Raw genomic sequence first — 19,680 nt, 5'->3', positions numbered from 1 at the left:
TCGAATATTTACAGAATTTATTTCGAATAAAAGGGAGAACCAATGGTTAATTTTGACGATAAGCGCAATTTTTATCGCATGCTACTTAATAGTGAAGTGAAGGTCACTATTATCGATGACGAAATTAACAGTGAATTTGTGGCGACGTGTCGCGATTTAAGTGCAACAGGTATGGCAATTGAAATGAGTCATCCGCTTGAAATGGGCACTCGTGTTAAAGCGAAAATCGAATCGGCAAATGCGTCAGTTCAAGCATTAGACGTGAAAGGCAAAGTCGTTCGCATCGAAGAAGAAGCAACGGATTTATACTTAGTTGGCATCGCCATTGACGATATGGACTAGCCAGCATAGTCGATATTTACTCAGGAGCCGGCGCGCGATCCAATCGTTGGCTAAGGCAGTTAACTCATAGTGTTAACATGGTCAGTTAACACTATGAGTTGATGACAAGCGCTCCTGAGTGATTAGATATTTACTATACGTTTTCCTAACAGACTGATATTTATCGCTGCATCCTAGTGCTAGAGCGTCTTGCCTTGTAAGTATTCGTTTCGCAAATCACTCAGTATACACTCAGTATAAAAGTGCAAAGTCACTTCGATTATTATCCATTTTAAGTACTCTTCATTTAACACCTTTCTGGTATCAAATTATAACTATGTAGGCCCAAGTGCTAATTGCTCAGCCTAGCATGGTCTAGTCTAGTAAGTCCTATTGCTGTTAACTCATCTTGAGGGCAGTAAAAAGAACCGCTAGCAGCTCATTAGCCATACAAAACTGAGATTTTGTAAACCCGATATAAATTTTCCACGTAAATACACATAACAACTATCGTCGTGCTCTAACGCGCCTGCTTTTTATGCACTCAGGTTCAACACCTTTTTGTGATGCCTAAATGAAAGGCATAATTGCTTATGATACTTAACGCCTTGTTATTTAATGTGTGCTGGTTTGGCCTTATCTTTTGGGGTAACTATTTTATACCTGTCGTTTTTGTTTGGTTGGCATGGCACTTGAAAAACTGTCCAAATCCTAAACAAGAGTTTCAGTTGATTTTTCAAGTAGCCGCAATCGGGCTAATTATCGATTCATCGTTAATGCATGTAGGCATATTTAGTTTTGAGCAAGAGTCGTTAATTATTCCTGCTTGGCTGTTGGTACTTTGGGCAGCGTTTGCGGCAACTTTAAACCACAGTATCAAACTTATTTGTCGAAATGTCACCATCAGCCGTTGTATCGGAGCGTTTGTTGTACCGATGAGTTATCTTGCTGGAGAGCGTTTAGAGGCGGTTTATTTCCAATTCTCTTATCTAGCGACTGTCGCCACCATATCCATCGTCTGGATGTTACTTCTCCCATATCTGATGTCTTTGACAGTTGAACAAAAACAAGGCTACGCATAACGCTATGCTGAAAAAAATATTCATTTTACTCATTGGGCTACTACCTATGTTATCAATAGCAAGTAATGCTGCGGCGATGTCTGCGAATGCAAACAGCTTCCCACAAGAGCTAACCGAAATAAAACAACCACTTGTACTCGTTGGTAAAGCAAAGTTCAGCGTTTTATTTTGGCACATCTATGATAGCGCGCTGTTTACTTACGATGGAAAATACCAAGAAGACGCAGCGTTTTTATTTGAGATAAATTACTTGCGTGATATCAGCCGTGACGATTTAATCGAAAGAACTGTGGAGCAGTGGCAACACTTAGGTGTTGATTCTATAAAGTACCAACCTTTTCTAGCCGATTTAGCCAATATCTGGCCTAACATAAGTAAAGGCGATCAACTCGCCATGTGGACAGATGGGCAATCGACGGCATTCTACTTTAACCAAGCTTTTCAGGGGCAAATAGCGGATCCCGCATTTAGCCAATTGTTCGCAAGCATTTGGTTGTCTCCGCAAACAAGCCAGCCCAAACTGCGTAAAAAATTGCTAGGAAACTAATTACCATCAACTAATCATCATGATCGGTTAGTGAAACCATCTGTGCTCAAATGCTAAGGAATTCCGTTTGAAAATCACGATAGCTAAAACCCTATTCGCCATTGCAACTTTCTCATTACTTACAGGGTGTGGTCATCACATCAAAGACTATGATGCTACGCAGCCAAAGTTTGAGCTCGATACCTATTTTGATGGCTCTGTAACAGCATGGGGCTTGGTGCAAGACTATACCAACAAGGTAACTCGTCGATTTTGTGTTGAAATAGAGGGTAGTTGGCAGGGCAATAAAGGTACGCTGGTAGAAACTTTTTATTTTAATGACGGCGAGCGAAGCTTCCGTACCTGGCAATTAGTGAAAGACGGCGATAATTATCAAGGAACCGCTGAAGATGTGACGGGCACTGCCACTGGAATGACCCAAGGTTTTGCATTTCAATGGCAATATCACTTGCAGCTGGCCATTGACGGTACAGATTATGAGTTTTTTCTTGACGATTGGATGTACCAAGTTGATCAATCGCGGGTTTTTAACCGTACGTCGATGAAGAAATTTGGGATAGAAGTTGCAGAGCTGACATTATTCTTTGACAAACAACAACCTGTTCGAGGCTGCCAGTAGGCACTAAACGTTAATTTTTAGCTGCTTTTTCTTGTAAAACATATCAAGACGCTTGGATGCAAAATCTAAGGGTGTTTCTTTTTTCTTTATATCTTAACTAATTGAATAATATAGAAAATAAACGATCAAAAAGTAATCTATTGTGAACTCGTTGGCGTAACTATGTCGTCACTAATAAAAACGAGGGCATAACATTGAAAGCGTCAACTTTATTAATCACGGCATTTGCCAGCCTACTATTTTTGCAGGGGTGCGACGATGATGACGATCGTCCTAATGTAGTAATCCCTGAACCTCCAGCTGCAGAGCCAAACACCGTAGTCGATGTTGCGGTGGCAGACGGTAACTTCACAACCTTAGTTGGTGCATTACAAGCAACAGGCTTAGACCAAACGTTAGATGATGCAACTGCAAGCTTTACGGTTTTTGCACCTACAGATGCTGCGTTTGAACTTCTAGGGCAAGATACCATTAACGCCTTACTAGCGGATACCGATACCTTATCAGACATTCTAACCTACCACGTCATTGCCAGTGAAGTTGATGCGGCTGCGGCGATTGCGAGTGCCGGCATGAAAGTAGAAATGGTAAACGGTGACCAAGTTGGTTTGTCACTTAGTGGTGATAATTTGTTAGTCAACACTTCAACGGTAACAACAACCGACATTATGACGGACAACGGGATTATTCATGTAATTGACGCTGTACTGATGCCCCCGTCAGACCCTGGTATGCCAACGGCAAATATTGTTGATACCGCTGTCGCCGCGGGTTCATTTACGACATTAGTCGCGGCGCTGCAAGCGACTGGATTGGATGCAACCTTGGCAGATGAGAGTGCGACTTTTACTGTTTTTGCGCCGACCGACGATGCTTTTGCAATTCTTGGTAGTGATGTCATCGCCACCTTGTTGGCAAACCCAGATGTTTTATCAAGTATTCTACTGCAGCATGTTGTTGCGGCAAGTGTCGACTCAGTAACTGCTTATACCTTAAACGGACAATCTGCTACGACAGCATCTGAAGCTATGATTGATATCCTTATTAATCCTGACACTGATATGCTGACAGTAGGCGGTGCAAATGTTGTGATGAAAGACATCTACACGACCAACGGCATAATCCATGTCATTGATGCCGTAATAGTGGGAGACGTTGAAGTGCCAACACCGCCAGGCTCAATTGTTGAGGTTGCCGTTGGTGCAGGTTCATTCACAACATTAGTTGCTGCGCTGCAAGCAACCGGGCTGGATACTGTATTAGCCGATACTGACACTGATTTTACGGTATTTGCGCCAAGCGATGCTGCTTTTGCAAAATTGGGTGATGCTACCATCGCAGCACTATTAGCTGATCCAGACACATTATCTGATATTTTGCTATATCACGTAATTTCAGGTAGCGAAATTAAGCGTGATGCTGCGCTAACTGTTGCTCAGTCGGCGGATAAAAAAGTTACCATGGCTAATAGCGATATGGCAGCGCTTTCAATCTCAGGTTCAGACTTATTTATCAATGACAGCGTTGTCAGTACTGCCGATGTCATGGCAAGTAATGGCGTTATTCACGTGATCGATTCTGTTATTTTACCGCCTGCTATGCGCGGCGAACCAACACAATCGATTGTTGATGTTGCGGTCGCTGATGCAAACTTCTCAACCTTAATCGCTGCGCTAACAGCAGCAAACCTAGTATCAACACTTGCTGATGAGAACGCGACATTTACAGTATTTGCACCAACAAATGATGCATTTGCAAAAATTGAATCAGGTGCGTTATCTGCATTACTGGCTGATACCAATGCGTTAAGCGCTGTGTTACTAAAACATGTAGTGTCGTCTCAAATAGGCTCTGTTGATGCGTTTGCTGCTAATGGTGCTATGGTTGAAACGGTGGGTGGTGATAATGTGTCAGTCAACTTAGTAAATTATGCAAGTTTTACTGATGGTGAAAGTGAAGAAGTTGCATACGATTCCGCTAATCAGCGACTAGTCGGTGGCATGGGATCATCAATGGCAGGAATGTCGTTGTATGTATTTAACAATGACCTAGGCAGTGCAGGTAGTAATTGTAATGGTGACTGTGCGACAAACTGGCCACCACTGCTGGTAACTGACGGTTCTGTATCCGATATTCCAGGTGTAGGCACGATAATGCGTAATGACGGAAGTATGCAGGCAAGCTTTTTAGGTCGTCCTTTGTATTTCTACAGCGGTGATTCAGCTCCTGGCGATACAACAGGTCAAGGGCTTGGTGGAGTTTGGTTCCTTGCTGAGCAAAACCAAACGACGCTACAAATTAACGGTAGCAACGTGATAGTAAAAGATATTTACACGACAAACGGCGTTATCCACGTTATTGATACCGTGATCACGAATTAACGGCGTCGTAAATTTTTATTATTATTGATTATTTCTAGTATTTGTTACCAATAATAACCGTTGTAGGCTCACCCAGTTCGGATGAATTAAACAAGAGTTCGGGTGAGTCAAACAAGACTGGGACATTGAAATGGAGGCGCTAACACTCCTTGTTTCAATGTCCCATTTTTTTAATTAGACACATATCTCAACAGCCACATCGCGCTAAATATGCACTCGAATATAATCCCTATTCCTCGTTAAAAAAACCGCGTCGACTTGCATTTAAACTCCTTTTCATACGCCATTACCGCGAGGCTGATCAATAACCGAGAGAGCTACGTAGTAACAAGCAACAGAATACTTTGTTACTAGAAATGTTTGTGACTATAAATGATTGTACCAATTTTTCCTTTACCTGTTTATTTATTGCCTAATGGCATTACCCAACTGCGCATTTTTGAACAGCGCTACCTTAACATGGTAAAGAACAGCCAAAATACCCAAGGCTTTGTTATTGTTCACACACTGCGTGATGGTGAAAAAAGTAAATACAAAACCAATGCCAAAACACGTTTAAGCGAGTGGGGCAGTTGGGTTGATATTGTTGACTTTGACAGCGGTGAAGATGGCATGCTGCTGATAACAGTTCGTTGCAAATCCTTGGTCAATATCGCTGATGTTCACCAGCAAGAAGACAAACTAAATCTTGCGACCATTTTGCCCAAACCACATTGGCAGGCAGAAGTTGAAAATGAGCGTTGTTTACTACTTAAAACGCAACTTGAACGCCTGTTTGATAGTCACGTTGCGTTGCAGAAACTTTACCCAAGTCCTGACTTTGACAGCGATAACTGGGTGTGTGCTCGTTGGCTTGAATTGCTACCTATTGAGTTTTCAGATAAACAGCACTTTTCTCAAGATAACAGTTTTGTTGAAGCTGTAGACTTTCTCACCACTATCTTCGTTAGTGAAACTTCGTCATAATTTAAGTGATCTCCTGTCACTTGCTGCACGTAGTGATTTTTAATAATTCTTGTCTTGGAACAATAATATGGGTCAAAGTACCAACTCTGTGTTGCAAAGTGCTAAACCAAGCGCTAAAGCTATACAGATGAATGAGTCAATTGAGCACCAAACCTTAGCCCAGTTTTTAGTCGACGTTGCCGAGCGCAGAGATCGACAATCGTTTACTGAGCTTTTCAAATTTTTTGCCCCGAAAATACAGCGTATTGCCGCCAGTAAATATGGCAACGAAGTCTTAGCATCGGAAGTGGTTCAAGAAACCATGACGAATGTCTGGCGCAAGGCACACCTCTTCGACGTTTCAAAAGGTTCTCCAACTACTTGGGTTTACACCGTAATGCGTAACGTCACGTTTGATTTGTTACGCAAAATTAAAGCCAAAAAAGAAGACAACCTTAGCGACGACTTCTGGCCTATGGTGGAAGGCATCGCTGCTGAAGATGAAAAAAGTGTTTTCTCAGATCACCTAGCGTCAAAAGAAGTGCTCGCGTGTATCGACAAGCTACCAGAGAACCAACAAAGTGTAATCAAAGGCTTTTACTTTATGGAAATGTCACAAGAACAGTTAGCTGTTCACTTAGACATTCCCCTTGGCACAGTAAAATCAAGATTGCGTTTAGCCCTTGCCAAATTAAAGCAGCATATTGGAGAGCAACATGATTAAGCATCACCCAGACGATATTATGTTGGGTAAATTTGTTGAAGGTGATTTACCCGCTTCAATTGCCGCAGCTGTCGCAGTTCACGTTGATATGTGCCCTAAGTGCAAGACGAAATGTGAAGCATTAACTGAGCAACAAGCGGAACATGTGTTTTCATCGAACGGGCATGTTTCTAGTACTCAGCCAGAAGAAGGTTCACAACCACACACGAGTGAACACAACGCTTTTGAGACTGCAGAGTTCGGATCGAGTTTATCGATAGCACAAATGATCAGTGAAATAACTGAAAATGATGAAATTGATCTTGCTGTTGAATCAAGGGAAGAAACAATTTCCGTTCAAGGTACGCAGTACAAATTACCGCGAGCATTAACAAACCTTGCGATGGGTAAATGGACGAGTATAGGTAACTTAGCAAGAGCTAGGTTAGCACTTGATGAAGAGCCTATTCGCGCAAGCTTATTACAAATACAGCCGGGTGGTTCGGTGCCAGAGCACACTCACAAAGGGTTTGAATTAACGTTATTGCTAGAAGGCCACTTTAAAGATGATATGGGCGAATATGGCCCTGGCGACTTTATTATGCTAGACGGCAGTAAAACGCACAGCCCTATAACAGACGACGGATGCCTTTGTTACACCGTCGCCAATGATGCTCAGCACTTTACGCAAGGCTTGAACAAGTTACTTAATCCAATTGGCAGTTTAATTTACTAGGCAGAGGTTATTCCTATGAATAAACAACAATTAGCAGACATGGATAAAATTACCATTGGCATAAGTGCGTGTGTTCACGGCGAAAATGTGCGTTTTGATGCAAGTTCAAAACCCTCACATTTTTGTATCAAAGAATTAGGTGAGTATGTGACATACCAACCTATTTGCCCAGAAGTGGCTATTGGCTTGCCTGTGCCACGCCCAACGATTCGCCAAATTAGCAAAAATGACGTGATTCACGTTTCCAGACCCGATGGCAGCGGTGATGTAACCGAAGCGCTCAGTGAGTATGGGAAAAAAATTGCCAAGATAGCAAAAAATTTTAGTGGCTTTATTTTCTGCGCAAAAAGCCCAAGTTGCGGCATGGAACGCGTCAAGGTTTATGATGAAGCGGGCAAGGGTTCAGTTTCAACTGGTGTTGGAGTATTCGCAGCGGAGATCATGAAAGCTAATCCACTATTACCATGTGAAGAAAATGGCCGATTAAATGATGCTGTGATTCGTGAAAATTTTGTCGCTCGTGTGTACGCCTATCGGATGTGGCAAAGTTTATCTCGAGAGCCAATGACTAAGCATAAGCTGATGGAGTTTCACACACAGTTCAAGTATACGGTAATGAGTCATGATTTGGTTGCCTATAAGGAACTAGGGCAATTACTTGCAAGGGCAGATCTTGACGTTGAAAGTATGGCAGAGCAGTACATTACTGGCTTAATGACTGCTTTGAAAACAAAAGCGACGCGCAAGAAGCACTCAAATACGCTACAGCATATTCAAGGTTACTTTTCTAACGAATTATCTCCGATGGAAAAACAAGAGTTATCAGGCCAAATTGATGAATACCGAAAAGGTTTGGTACCGCTATTCGTGCCGTTAACCTTAATAAAACATCACTTGATGCGATTCCCTAAAGCCTATCTGCAAAAGCAGTTTTATTTATCACCGCATCCTGCTGAATTAAAGCTTAGGTACAGTTTGTAGTGTAGTTCGCGAATGCTGGAACGCCAGATAATGTGTTTCTAGCATTTATACCAGTTGTTAATCGAGTATTTTATATGTTGTTATGGTTTCGCAATGACCTTCGACTAACCGATAATCCCGCACTTAACTTTGCAATTGAAAATGGCGTCACCGACGCCATTTTCTTTATCTCTCCTAAACAGTGGCAAGCGCACAATTTAGCGCCAATAAAAATAGATTTTATTTATCGCCACGCCTTACTACTTGAACATCAACTTGCTGCACTTGGCATTCAACTTCAATTGATAGAAGCCGCAAGCTTTGACGATCAAACTGACTATTTAAAGGCTAACGAGCATAAGCAAATTATTATTAATCAAGAGCTAGAGCTTAATGAGCAACGCCGTGATGCTGCGCTACGAGATGCGGGTGTTGAACTTATCGCATTTGAAAGTGATGTGGTGGTGCCCAAAGGGCTGATACTAAATCAATCTGGCCAAATGTTTCGCGTGTTTACGCCGTTTAAACGGGCATGGCTTAGTTGGCTGCGTCAACACGGTTTCAACATTGCAACTCACTCTGCGATTCAATCATTAGTTTTTGAGGAGAAAGACCTTCTAGCCAAAATTGAGTCTGGCAGCTTCAAAGCGGGCGCTGAAAAATGGCCGATGTCGTTTCAAGTTGAACAAATGCTTATTCCAATGTTTATGGAAACTAAATTAAGCAAATATCAAGAACAACGAGATGTACCATCAATAAAAGGTACCTCTGGTTTATCCCCTTACTTAGCTATCGGCGCGATAAGCCCCAAATATTTATTAACTATATTGCTATCAAGACATCCAGACATACTTTCAGAACAGCCTGCTTCAGCTTTTAGCTGGTTGAACGAGTTAGTTTGGCGTGAGTTTTATCGCCACTTATTGTTTCACTTCCCACACTTAATAAAAGGCACGGTATTCAACGAGAAATATGCAAGTATTCCATGGCAAACGGATCAAAAATACTTACAAGCTTGGCAACAAGGAAAAACAGGTTACCCAATTGTTGATGCGGCGATGCGCCAACTTAATCAAACTGGCTGGATGCATAACCGGCTGCGAATGATAGTGGCAAGCTTTTTAACTAAGCACTTATTAGTTGATTGGCGAGCAGGGGAAGCTTACTTCACCGAAAAACTGATTGACTTGGACTTTGCTGCCAATAATGGTGGTTGGCAGTGGTCAGCTGGCACAGGGTGTGATGCCCAGCCATACTTTCGAATTTTTAATCCTATAACGCAAAGCGAGAAGTTTGATCCCCAAGGTAATTTTATCCGTAAATATTTACCAGAACTCGCTGATATACCTGACAAATATATTCATTTCCCACATGAGTATATACGCGCTACAGGACTGAAATGTTATTGGTCTGCTATTGTGGAGCACAAAGCAGCGAGAGAAAAGGCGCTCGCTTTTTACAAGCAGCATTTGTAAAGTAATACAATAAGTTATATTAAATTAACTGATTGTAACGTTTGGACCTAACTCATTATGGAACCTGTCAGCCCGTTGAAAGTAAATCACTTACCCCTTTGGTTAGAGCAGTTTATAGAAACTTATCAAAAATTGGGCACCGACAACCTAGGTTTACTTAGCAATATTTATGCTAAAGACGTTGTTTTCATTGACCCAATGCATCATATATCGGGCTTTGACAATCTAGAAGACTATTTCGTTAGTCTATATACAAACTTAACCAGTTGTACTTTTCGTGTTGATGAGGTTATTTACAAAGGGCAAGACGCCGCCATTTATTGGACGATGGAATACTGCCATCCCAAACTTAACAAAAACAAACCTGTTACCGTGCAAGGGCACTCTAAGCTGCGCGGGTATCGAGATAAAGTCATCTACCATCGAGATTACTTAGATCTTGGCGCCATGATATATGAACATGTGCCGCTACTTGGCAGTGTTGTCAAATTGATTAAGCAAAGAGCAAACGCGTGAGAGTCCTAATTACCGGCGCGACTTCTGGTATTGGTGAAGCGCTAGTTGAGCGCTACCTCGAAGCTGGTATGTCAGTGCTAGCCTGTGGGCGCAGCGCAGATAAGTTAAAGCGCTTAGTGAGCAAACATCAAGAAGCAAACGACAGCAATCAGTTAGCAACGCTAACGTTTGATATCACTGACAGTGAGCAAATTCAAAATGCAACGTCAACGCTGACTGAGATTGATATCACCATATTAAACGCAGGTGATTGCGAATACATTGATGATCCTTTTAATTTTGATGCCGAGCTATTTGAGCGAGTAATTAAGGTTAACCTTATCGCGATGGGGCACCTTATCTCAGCATTATTGCCGAAAATTACTAAAGGTGGGCAGCTTGCGCTAATGAGCTCAAGCGTTACTAATTTGCCATTTCCAAGGGCACAAGCCTACGGCGCGTCAAAAGCGGGGGTAGACTACCTCGCAAAAACGATGCAGTTAGAAATGCAGCCATACCAAATATCGGTATCGCTTATTCACCCTGGGTTTATTAAAACGCCACTAACTGACAAAAACGATTTTGATATGCCATTTTTAATCTCTGCTGAACAAGCGGCTCAACGCATATTTATTGGTTTAAGTAAAAGAAAAAACAAAATAGAGTTTCCAAAAAGGTTTATTTATTTGATGAAAATTATCGCCTGTTTACCATCATTTGTATGGGCTGGGCTTAACAGCAAAGCAATTACGGCTAAGTATGCTGAACATCAAAATAAGCCTCATGCAAGGAGTATTAAGCAGTGAAGCGCATTGCAGTGATAGGCTCAGGAATTGCTGGCCTTACTTCCGCTTACTTGTTATCCAAAAAGCATCAAGTCAGCGTATTTGAAAAGAACGATTATATTGGCGGGCATACCGCGACCATTGACGTGAACCACAAAGGTGAGCAATTAGCCATCGATACTGGTTTTATCGTATTTAACAACAAAACCTATCCTTTATTTTTACAATTGCTCGACGAAATTGGCGTTGGCAAACAAGAAACCGAAATGAGTTTCTCAGTGCACAATTTACAAACTGGCTTTGAATACAACGGCCACAATCTCAATACGCTATTTGCTCAGCGCCGCAATATTGTCAGACCCCGTTTTTGGCACCTTATTTCTGAAATTCTACGGTTTAATCGCCACTGCAAAGACTTACACACAAATGGCCTAAAAGATGATGGGCAAACACTAGGTGAGTTTTTAGTTGAGCATAGCTATAGCCGCTTTTTCTGTGAACACTATATTTTGCCGATGGGGGCTGCGATATGGTCAAGCTCCGTCGAAGAGATGGAAGCATTTGAACTAAAGTTCTTTATTCGATTTTTCCATAATCACGGGCTGCTTAATATTGCTGACAGACCTCAGTGGTATGTCATCCCCGGTGGTTCCAAACAATACATAGCTCCTTTAACCAAAAGTTTTGCTGAAAACATTACGCTAAATGCCGATATTCAATCGGTTACTCGCCAAGAAAATAGCGTAACCTTACATTTTGGTAATGGTGATGAGCTCGAATTTGATGAAGTCGTTTTTGCCTGTCATTCGGATCAAGCGTTAGCGTTATTAAGTGATGCTAGTGCTGAAGAAAAACAAGTATTAGGCGATATTCAGTATCAAGCCAATAGTGTCGTGTTGCACACAGATACAAAGTTGTTACCGAAACGCAAAAAAGCATGGGCAAGTTGGAATTACCAGTTAACCAGTAATCGGAGCCGCCCCGCAAGTGTTACGTACAACATGAATATTTTGCAGGGATTGCAGGCAAAAAACACTTATTGTGTGACCCTTAATCAAGAAGAAGATATTAAGCCAGAAAAAATAATACAAAAATTTGAATACCATCATCCGGTGTTCAATCTCACCTCTATGGCAGCTCAACAAAACCGTTCACTCATTTGCGGGCAGCGAAACACTCACTTTGTTGGCGCCTATTGGTACAACGGGTTTCACGAAGATGGCGTACGCAGTGCCAATGACGTTGCCGAACGCTTTGATTGTCAACTGCAATCTTCAGAGCATTTGAGCAAACTTTATGGATAAAGAGTTGGCCGAAAATAACGCCTGTAATAAAAGTTTCGCCTGTAATGAAAATGGTGACCTAAGTTCGAAACGAACGCCTACGCAAATTAGTAAACTTTTTGTTGGCAATGTTCGACACCGCCGATTTTCACCTAAGCCCCATAGTTTCAACTACTCCCTTTATATGCTGGGATTGGATGTTGACCAAGTGACCAGTGGTTATAGCAGCTCTTTTGTATTTAGCAAACTATTTGGTACGCAATGGTATAAGCCTTTGCGTTTTAAACAAGAAGATTATTTGCGCGGTGAACCAGGCGACTTGAAACAACGTATTGTTAACAAAATTAGTACTTTAGGCGGACATGATTCGATAAGTAAAGTGATCATGCTGGTGCAAGTTCGGTGTTTTGGTTTGTATTTTAGTCCCGCAAATTTTTATTTTGCGTATTCAAATCAAGGCAATTGTTTGTACATGTTGGTGGAAGTCAGTAACACGCCTTGGAACAAAAGACACTATTACCTTGTTGATATGGCAAATATAACGCCGACAGAAAAAGACTTTCATGTGTCGCCATTTATGGACTTAGCGATGCAATATCACTGGCGAGTATCACCTCCGAATTTGACAGAACAGGTTGACACTAAGCCAATAAAATCGGATAAACAAGATAAGCTATTGATACACATTGAAAATATTTCGCATCAACGGCAAAAACTATTCGATGCAACGCTGGTGTTAACAGGGCTACCAATAAACAGCAAAAACTTAATGTCTGTAATGCGTAGGTTTCCAGCGATGACGTTAACCGTTGTCACAGGCATATACGTACAAGCGCTTAAGCTTTTTATCAAACGAATTCCGTTTGTCCCATATCAACGCAAAGCGCAAAAACAAGAATTGTAAACGCATATCTGTTCAATGAACTTATAAACGTTAACTAAAAATATCACAACGATAGATATATCAGGAGAATATGGTGGAAAACGTTGCCTCACAATTAGAAAAAACAACAAGTTTTTCGCATTCCAAATTTCAGGATTGGATTAATCAACGTTGTCGACAAATAATATTTAAAATATTTAACCAATTGGTTGATAGTCAATTGGTTATTATTGAGGGCGATCAACAATTTCAATTCGGTGAGCTAAGCGAACATTCTCTACTTTCAGCAACAATCGAAGTGAAAGATCCAAGTACATACAGTGCATTAGTGAAAAATGGCAGTATTGGCGCTGCCGAAGCTTATATTGCAGGGCACTGGGATACCACAAATTTAACTGACCTTATTCGCGTTTTTGCCCGTGCACAACATGTTACCGATCGTTTTGAAAAATATGTTAGCTGGCTTACTAAACTAAAGAATCAGTGGTTTCATTTTAACAATCGCAATTCACATAGCGGCTCTAAGAAAAACATACTCGCGCACTATGATCTGGGAAATGAGCTATACACTCGTTTTCTCGATAAAGAAATGATGTACTCATCAGCCATTTATCCAAGTGGTGAATCGTCACTTGAGCAAGCACAGCTTAATAAGCTGAAACTAATCTGTGAACGCCTTGAACTAACCGCAGACGATCACTTGTTAGAAATAGGCACAGGGTGGGGTGGTTTAGCGATATACGCAGCGACACATTACGGCTGTAAAGTAACAACCACGACGATATCTGATGCCCAATTTGAATATGCTAAAAATCGCGTAGATTCGCTGGGCTTGGGTGAACAAATAACGCTGTTAAAGAAAGACTACCGATTACTAACAGGTGAATTCGACAAGCTAGTGTCGATTGAGATGATTGAAGCGGTCGGTTATCGCTATATGGATAGCTTTTTTGAACAAATCAATCAGCGGTTAAAGCCCGGTGGTAAAATGTTGATTCAAGCGATTACAATAGCGGATCAGCGATTTGATCATTATTTGAATAACGTTGACTTTATTCAGCGTTATATCTTCCCCGGTGGTTTCTTACCGTCGATAGAGCTTATGGCAAGTAAAATTCGTTCACAAACTTCGTTAGTTATCGATGGGTTACACGACATCGGTATTGATTACGCTAAAACGTTAGCAGATTGGCGTGAGCGTTTTCTCGCCTCATGGCCTGAATTACAAACCTTTGGCTATGATGAGAAGTTTAAACGTTTGTGGTTGTTCTATTTAGGCTACTGCGAGGGGGCATTTTTAGAGCGCTCAACCAGCACAGTCCACTTGATCGCTCGAAAGTAAAAAGCTTCTGGCCAATTCAATATACTTCAACTCTCGTTGGCAATAAGTGTGATGCGGCTATTTTTGATAGTCGCATACTACTTTGTTGAAAAGATGCTTGGCATTTACTTAGCAATTCAGCATAGAGATAGCTAAAACGGATAAAGTAGCGTTCAGTTAAGCGATAAATGGCCTAATAGTATAATCGTAGAAATATTATATTAAGAAGTGATCTGTCGCCTTTTAACATTAAGTATATTTTATAACGTTAAAAGAAGTTGGTTGCGGGAGCCGGATTTGAACCGACGACCTTCGGGTTATGAGCCCGACGAGCTACCAGGCTGCTCCATCCCGCGCCAAGTATAGTAACTGTTTATGCTGGTCGGTTACAGACGACCTATGAACTTACAACATGTGTTAGTTGCTTGTTCTTGGAAGCGAGGCGTATGTTAAGTAGAGTTAACTTAATTTGCAACTAGTTTTATCAAAAAAGCTGTCGTTAGTGTGATTAATGAACGTTATGAGTGCAATCTGAGCGTAATTTGAACGCATTGTGTTGCTTCACTCTAAATTCACGCTACAGTTGGCTAGTTGTATCCATTTGTTCATGTTATTAGATCATCAGGTATTTGCCTAAGTGACTATCCCGTCTAGCCTAGTTTGTTTATAATTGCCGCCACTTTTATCTCTAGGCTTTCCTTATGTATCAATTTTTAGCGTTAACTTCTCCTGGCATTGAAATTTTATTGGTGGATGAAATCCAGCAATTAGGTGGAAGTAACGTGGTGCAAAAGCCAGAAGGGGTATATTTTACTGCTAACCTAGAGCGAGCTTATCACATTGTTTTATGGACTCGCCTGGCAAGTCGCGTATTGCTAAAACTAAGTGAAGGCGATGCACAAAACAAAGATGACTTATACCAAGCTGCGAAAGCAGTTGAGTGGGATGATTGTTTTTCACCTGAACATTCTTTTGCTATTGATTTTGTCGGTAAAAGCCGTGAAATACGCAACAGTCAGTTTGGCGGTTTAACGGTAAAAGATGCCATTGTCGATTACTTTAGAGAAAACGATTTAGATCGCCCATCGGTGAGTAAACAAGATCCTGATATTCGAATTCAAGCACGACTATTAAAAGGGCAAGTAAGCTTTTATCTTGATTTCTCGGGGCGTGGCTTATTTCAACGTGGTTACCGTAAAGATAGTGGCGCTGCGCCGTTGAAAGAAAACCTAGCCGCGGCTATGGTGATCCGCTCAGGTTGGTTAGATGATACCAGTCGTCCATTAGTTGATCCTATGTGCGGCTCAGGCACGGTGTTAATCGAAGCGGTTGGTCTGGCTACTAAACAAGCGCCAGGCTTAGAGCGCGATTATTGGGGCTTTGAACATTGGTTTGGTCATGATGATGCCTTATGGCAACAAGCGCGTGATAACGCCAACCAAGCATCAACCGAAAATTTCTCAAATTTTACCGGCAAGGTTTATGGTAGTGATATTGACAGCCGAGTTGTTAATACTGCCAAACAAAATGCCCGTAAAGCCGGTATTTCTGACTTAATTGAATTTAGCTGTAAAGATGCAGGCAAGATCAACAATGTATTTTCAAAGCCCGGCGTAGTGTTGTTTAACCCGCCATATGGTGAGCGTATTGGTGAATTACCAGAGCTAGTCGAACTATTTGGCGAGTTTGGTGGCAAACTAAAACAGCAATATGCCAATTGGCGAGTATCGATATTAACGGCTAATACAGAGCTATTGTCTTTATTAAAACTGGCAACGAGTAAGCGCTATAAATTTAAAAATGGCCCGTTAGATTGTTTGTTAGCGATTTACGATTTAGATGAAAAACAGTTAGCGAAAGATAGCTTACACGGCAGTGTTGATCTCAGTCAGCAGCCATCTGATTTTGCCAACCGTTTAAAGAAAAACCTAAAGGCGTTAAAAGGTTGGGTAAAGGCAGAGAATATTGAGTGTTTCCGTTGTTACGATGCTGATATTCCTGAATACAATGTCGCGGTTGATGTCTATCAAGACTACCTAGTCATCCAAGAATACGCGGCACCTGCCAAAATTTCGCCTGAAAAAGTCGCGAAACGACTACAGGAAGTTTTATTCTGGGCGCCAAAGGTAACTGAAATAGAAACCAGTAAAGTCGTTCTAAAAACTCGTCAGAAACAAAAGGGCAGTAATCAGTACAATAAACTGAATAAAAAGAACCAAGCTTTGGTAGTTAACGAGCACGGTGCCAAACTGAAAGTGAATCTATGGGATTACCTAGATACTGGCCTTTTCTTAGATCACCGAAAAACAAGACAAATTGTTGCGAAATGGGCGAAAGATAAAAGCTTACTAAATTTATTTGCCTACACGGGGTCAGTGTCTGTACAAGCGGCTTTGCATGGCGCAGAAAAAGTTACCACGGTAGATATGTCTAACACTTACTTAAACTGGGCGCAAGAAAACTTTGCCTTGAACCAGTTAGTGAGCCACAAATATGAGTTTATCCAAGCAGACTGTTTAAACTGGCTAAAAGAAAATACTGATAAGTACCAACGTATTTTTATCGACCCACCAACGTTTTCAAACTCAAAACGCATGGAAGATGCTTTTGATGTACAGCGCGACCATGTTGCCATGATAACAGACGCACTTGGTTCGTTAACAGACGACGGTGAAATCATGTTTACCAATAATAAGCGCAACTTCAAAATTGATGTGGATGCACTTGCAGCGCTTGGGTTACAAGCACAAAATCTGACAGACAAAACCCGCGATAAAGATTTTGCTCGCAATAAGCATATTCATAATAGCTGGTTGATCACACGTAAATAGCGCCGGATAAACGTAGAATCTATAAACAAAATGCAACAAACAAAGAATACTGATGATTGAACACGGATTTATTTTATATGGCAGCGAAGGCTGCCATTTGTGTGAAGATGCACTTGCACTGTGTCAGCAACTACCTATGCCAGTAATGCTAACAATCGTAGATATTGTCGATGAAGAAGATTTAGTTGAAGCCTATGGGCAACATATACCTGTAATGCAACGTGACATTGATGGTAAAGAGCTGTTTTGGCCATTTGATCTTGAACAACTGACGCAATTTGTTGCCCAAGGTATAGCGTTAGAAAGCTAGGCAACAGATAAACAAAAATCACGAATAAAAAACTAGAACTAAATTCAAATAGCGAGAAAGAGTAGTAATAACCCCATGGAATTAATTCGTATAACCAATGCTGAACTTGCTTTTGGCGATGCAAAAATTCTCGATGATGCTGAGCTAAGAATTAATCAAGGTGAGCGTGTTTGTTTGGTTGGCCGTAATGGTGCTGGCAAATCTTCGCTATTGAAAATCGTCAGTGGTCGTCAGCAACTAGATGATGGTCAGTTAATTTTTTCGAACGATATTCGCATTGCTATGCTCGAGCAAGATCCACCGCAAACTTGCGATAAAACCGTTTTCGATTATGTTTCTGAAGGCTTACATGCCAATGCTGAGCTAATAAAACAATATCATCAGTTAGTCACGCTTGTGGCAGAGCAGCCGAGTGAGAAAAACTTAGATGCTTTGGCAAATGTTCAGCAGCAGTTAGAACAAGCGAATGCGTGGCAAGATGAACAGCGCATTGAACAAGTGTTAAGTACCTTAGCCCTTGATGCGGATAAAACGGTTGATCAACTCTCTGGTGGTTGGCTTAGAAAACTTGCCTTAGCCAAGGCCTTGGTAACTAACCCAGATGTGTTGTTGCTTGATGAACCAACAAACCATTTGGATATTGACAGTGTTTTATGGTTAGAGCAATTTTTGAAAAACTTTGCGGGTACTATTGTGTTTATTAGCCATGACCGTGCATTTATCCGTCGTTTATCTACCCGCATTGTTGATTTAGATCGCGGGCAGCTAACGAGCTATCCAGGTGACTACGATAAGTACGTTGAACAAAAGCAGCATGACTTACAAGTGGAAGCGCAGCAAAATGCGTTGTTTGATAAAAAGCTTGCGGAAGAAGAAGCTTGGATCCGTCAAGGCATTAAAGCGCGCCGTACCCGCAATGAAGGGCGAGTGCGTGCACTTGAACGCTTGCGTGTTGAGCGTAAACAACGTCGAGATTTAAAATCGCAAGGGGATATCGAAATATCCAGCGGCGATCGTTCAGGCAAGCTGGTCTTTGAAGCACAAGATACTTCAATTGCCTTTGGCGATAAACGTGTGATTAATCATTTAAACCTGCTTGTTAGCCGAGGGGATCGCTTAGCACTGATTGGTGCTAACGGCACAGGTAAATCAACGCTAATTAAGCTGTTGATGGAACAACTAAAACCGACATCAGGTAAAGTGCGTGTTGGCGTTAACCTAGATATTGCTTATTTTGATCAGCATCGCGAACAGCTAGACCCAAATAAAACCGTGCAAGATACGGTCGCTGATGGCAAGCAGGAAGTCACGTTAAATGGCCGCAGTCGTCATGTACTGGGTTACCTGCAAGACTTTTTATTCAGCCCCAAACGCGCACGTACGCCAGTTAGAGCATTATCTGGTGGTGAGAAAAACCGCCTGTTACTTGCCCGATTATTTTTACGTCCAAGCAATTTGTTGATTCTCGATGAGCCAACCAATGATTTGGATATTGAAACTTTAGAACTTTTAGAAGAAGTTGTTGCCAACTATAACGGTACTGTTGTATTGGTGAGCCATGACCGTGACTTCGTTAACAACTGTGTTAATACCTGCTTGTATTTTGATGGTAGTGGCCATGTTGAACAAATTGTCGGCGGTTACGACGACGTTGATCAATATCTAGCCTACAAGGCGGCACAACGAAAAGCTCATGAAGAACAATTAAAACCTACGCAAACTGCTGAAAAACCGAAACAAAAGCAAGATAAACCTGCTGCTAAGAAAAAATTATCTTATAAAGAGGCAAGAGAGCTTGAAGCTTTGCCAGAGGAAATAGATAATCTGGAGTCATTAATTGGTGAGTTACAAGATCAGGTTAATCAACCTGACTTTTTTAGCCAAGACACAGCAACAACTCAGAAAATATTGAACCAGCTGCAAGAAAGTGAGTCAAAGCTCGAAGCTGCTTACGACAGGTGGCAAGAGTTAGATGAAAAATAATAAGTGAGATAAGTAGTTAG

General features: G+C 41.5%; 18 protein-coding genes and 1 tRNA gene. 18 read left to right on the top strand and 1 reads right to left on the bottom strand.

Annotated elements, in window-relative coordinates; translation table 11 throughout:
* The first annotated feature begins 42 nt into the window (after positions 1–42).
* The 15 genes from ACSLUR_RS13440 to ACSLUR_RS13370 all read left to right on the top strand — a co-directional run bounded on the left by ACSLUR_RS13440 (position 43) and on the right by ACSLUR_RS13370 (position 14,557).
* Positions 43–342, top strand: coding sequence for a PilZ domain-containing protein (locus ACSLUR_RS13440; RefSeq protein ID WP_116000221.1), 300 nt, complete (start codon positions 43–45; stop codon positions 340–342).
* 572 nt (positions 343–914) lie between these two features.
* Complete coding sequence (locus ACSLUR_RS13435; protein WP_448555342.1) at positions 915–1,403, top strand: DUF2878 domain-containing protein; 489 nt, start codon at positions 915–917, stop codon at positions 1,401–1,403.
* A 46-nt stretch (positions 1,404–1,449) separates the two neighbouring features.
* Complete coding sequence (locus ACSLUR_RS13430) at positions 1,450–1,950, top strand: chalcone isomerase family protein (protein ID WP_448555340.1); 501 nt, start codon at positions 1,450–1,452, stop codon at positions 1,948–1,950.
* Positions 1,951–2,017: 67 nt separating this feature from the next.
* Entirely contained in the window at positions 2,018–2,569 is a 552-nt protein-coding gene (locus ACSLUR_RS13425) for a DUF3833 domain-containing protein (protein ID WP_448555338.1), read from the top strand.
* Between the two features lie 194 nt (positions 2,570–2,763).
* Complete coding sequence (locus ACSLUR_RS13420) at positions 2,764–4,950, top strand: fasciclin domain-containing protein (protein ID WP_448555336.1); 2,187 nt, start codon at positions 2,764–2,766, stop codon at positions 4,948–4,950.
* Between the two features lie 372 nt (positions 4,951–5,322).
* On the top strand, positions 5,323–5,916 hold the full coding sequence (locus ACSLUR_RS13415) for an LON peptidase substrate-binding domain-containing protein (protein WP_448555333.1): 594 nt from the start codon (positions 5,323–5,325) through the stop codon (positions 5,914–5,916).
* 67 nt (positions 5,917–5,983) lie between these two features.
* Positions 5,984–6,619, top strand: a complete 636-nt coding sequence (locus tag ACSLUR_RS13410; protein WP_116000226.1) for a sigma-70 family RNA polymerase sigma factor — start codon at positions 5,984–5,986, stop codon at positions 6,617–6,619.
* Positions 6,612–7,334 carry a ChrR family anti-sigma-E factor gene (locus ACSLUR_RS13405; RefSeq protein ID WP_448555331.1) on the top strand — a complete coding sequence of 241 codons (723 nt, stop codon included), beginning with the start codon at positions 6,612–6,614 and terminating at the stop codon, positions 7,332–7,334. The genes ACSLUR_RS13410 and ACSLUR_RS13405 overlap by 8 nt, the downstream gene beginning before the upstream one ends.
* A gap of 15 nt (positions 7,335–7,349) precedes the next feature.
* Entirely contained in the window at positions 7,350–8,315 is a 966-nt protein-coding gene (locus tag ACSLUR_RS13400) for a YbgA family protein (protein ID WP_448555329.1), read from the top strand.
* Between the two features lie 74 nt (positions 8,316–8,389).
* Positions 8,390–9,769: a cryptochrome/photolyase family protein gene (locus tag ACSLUR_RS13395; protein WP_448555327.1), complete on the top strand. Its 1,380-nt coding sequence runs from the start codon at positions 8,390–8,392 to the stop codon at positions 9,767–9,769.
* A 57-nt stretch (positions 9,770–9,826) separates the two neighbouring features.
* Positions 9,827–10,285: a nuclear transport factor 2 family protein gene (locus ACSLUR_RS13390; protein WP_116000229.1), complete on the top strand. Its 459-nt coding sequence runs from the start codon at positions 9,827–9,829 to the stop codon at positions 10,283–10,285.
* A complete protein-coding gene (locus ACSLUR_RS13385) occupies positions 10,282–11,070 on the top strand; it encodes an SDR family NAD(P)-dependent oxidoreductase (RefSeq protein WP_448555324.1) in 789 nt (262 codons plus the stop codon). The genes ACSLUR_RS13390 and ACSLUR_RS13385 overlap by 4 nt, the downstream gene beginning before the upstream one ends.
* The gene (locus ACSLUR_RS13380) at positions 11,067–12,353 is read left to right on the top strand and encodes an NAD(P)/FAD-dependent oxidoreductase (RefSeq protein WP_448555322.1); all 1,287 of its coding nucleotides are present in this window, start codon (positions 11,067–11,069) and stop codon (positions 12,351–12,353) included. Before ACSLUR_RS13385 ends, ACSLUR_RS13380 begins: the two co-directional genes overlap by 4 nt.
* Positions 12,346–13,236, top strand: coding sequence for a DUF1365 domain-containing protein (locus tag ACSLUR_RS13375; RefSeq protein ID WP_448555320.1), 891 nt, complete (start codon positions 12,346–12,348; stop codon positions 13,234–13,236). The genes ACSLUR_RS13380 and ACSLUR_RS13375 overlap by 8 nt, the downstream gene beginning before the upstream one ends.
* A 70-nt stretch (positions 13,237–13,306) precedes the next feature.
* Positions 13,307–14,557: a class I SAM-dependent methyltransferase gene (locus ACSLUR_RS13370; protein ID WP_448555318.1), complete on the top strand. Its 1,251-nt coding sequence runs from the start codon at positions 13,307–13,309 to the stop codon at positions 14,555–14,557.
* A 258-nt stretch (positions 14,558–14,815) separates the two neighbouring features.
* Here ACSLUR_RS13370 and ACSLUR_RS13365 read toward each other — a convergent pair.
* Positions 14,816–14,892, bottom strand: a tRNA-Met gene (locus tag ACSLUR_RS13365).
* Between the two features lie 345 nt (positions 14,893–15,237).
* Between ACSLUR_RS13365 and rlmKL the strand changes: the two genes are divergently transcribed.
* The 3 genes from rlmKL (at position 15,238) to uup (ending at position 19,660) form a co-directional block, all read left to right on the top strand.
* Complete coding sequence (rlmKL, locus tag ACSLUR_RS13360) at positions 15,238–17,367, top strand: bifunctional 23S rRNA (guanine(2069)-N(7))-methyltransferase RlmK/23S rRNA (guanine(2445)-N(2))-methyltransferase RlmL (protein ID WP_448555316.1); 2,130 nt, start codon at positions 15,238–15,240, stop codon at positions 17,365–17,367.
* Positions 17,368–17,419: 52 nt separating this feature from the next.
* Positions 17,420–17,677 carry a glutaredoxin family protein gene (locus tag ACSLUR_RS13355; RefSeq protein WP_116000235.1) on the top strand — a complete coding sequence of 86 codons (258 nt, stop codon included), beginning with the start codon at positions 17,420–17,422 and terminating at the stop codon, positions 17,675–17,677.
* 75 nt (positions 17,678–17,752) lie between these two features.
* Complete coding sequence (gene uup, locus ACSLUR_RS13350; protein ID WP_448555313.1) at positions 17,753–19,660, top strand: ATP-binding cassette ATPase Uup; 1,908 nt, start codon at positions 17,753–17,755, stop codon at positions 19,658–19,660.
* Positions 19,661–19,680: the final 20 nt, after the last annotated feature.

This window comes from Thalassotalea montiporae (genome assembly GCF_053485855.1).
This window is presented reverse-complemented; position numbering and strand designations above follow the sequence as displayed.

Coding starts and splice junctions, on each gene's coding strand:
- ACSLUR_RS13440 (WP_116000221.1), top strand. CDS start 43: ATGGTTAATTTTGACGATAAGCGCAATTTTTATCGCATGCTACTTAAT.
- ACSLUR_RS13435 (WP_448555342.1), top strand. CDS start 915: ATGATACTTAACGCCTTGTTATTTAATGTGTGCTGGTTTGGCCTTATC.
- ACSLUR_RS13430 (WP_448555340.1), top strand. CDS start 1,450: ATGTTATCAATAGCAAGTAATGCTGCGGCGATGTCTGCGAATGCAAAC.
- ACSLUR_RS13415 (WP_448555333.1), top strand. CDS start 5,323: ATGATTGTACCAATTTTTCCTTTACCTGTTTATTTATTGCCTAATGGC.
- ACSLUR_RS13410 (WP_116000226.1), top strand. CDS start 5,984: ATGGGTCAAAGTACCAACTCTGTGTTGCAAAGTGCTAAACCAAGCGCT.
- ACSLUR_RS13405 (WP_448555331.1), top strand. CDS start 6,612: ATGATTAAGCATCACCCAGACGATATTATGTTGGGTAAATTTGTTGAA.
- ACSLUR_RS13400 (WP_448555329.1), top strand. CDS start 7,350: ATGAATAAACAACAATTAGCAGACATGGATAAAATTACCATTGGCATA.
- ACSLUR_RS13395 (WP_448555327.1), top strand. CDS start 8,390: ATGTTGTTATGGTTTCGCAATGACCTTCGACTAACCGATAATCCCGCA.
- ACSLUR_RS13390 (WP_116000229.1), top strand. CDS start 9,827: ATGGAACCTGTCAGCCCGTTGAAAGTAAATCACTTACCCCTTTGGTTA.
- ACSLUR_RS13375 (WP_448555320.1), top strand. CDS start 12,346: ATGGATAAAGAGTTGGCCGAAAATAACGCCTGTAATAAAAGTTTCGCC.
- ACSLUR_RS13370 (WP_448555318.1), top strand. CDS start 13,307: ATGGTGGAAAACGTTGCCTCACAATTAGAAAAAACAACAAGTTTTTCG.
- rlmKL (WP_448555316.1), top strand. CDS start 15,238: ATGTATCAATTTTTAGCGTTAACTTCTCCTGGCATTGAAATTTTATTG.
- ACSLUR_RS13355 (WP_116000235.1), top strand. CDS start 17,420: ATGATTGAACACGGATTTATTTTATATGGCAGCGAAGGCTGCCATTTG.
- uup (WP_448555313.1), top strand. CDS start 17,753: ATGGAATTAATTCGTATAACCAATGCTGAACTTGCTTTTGGCGATGCA.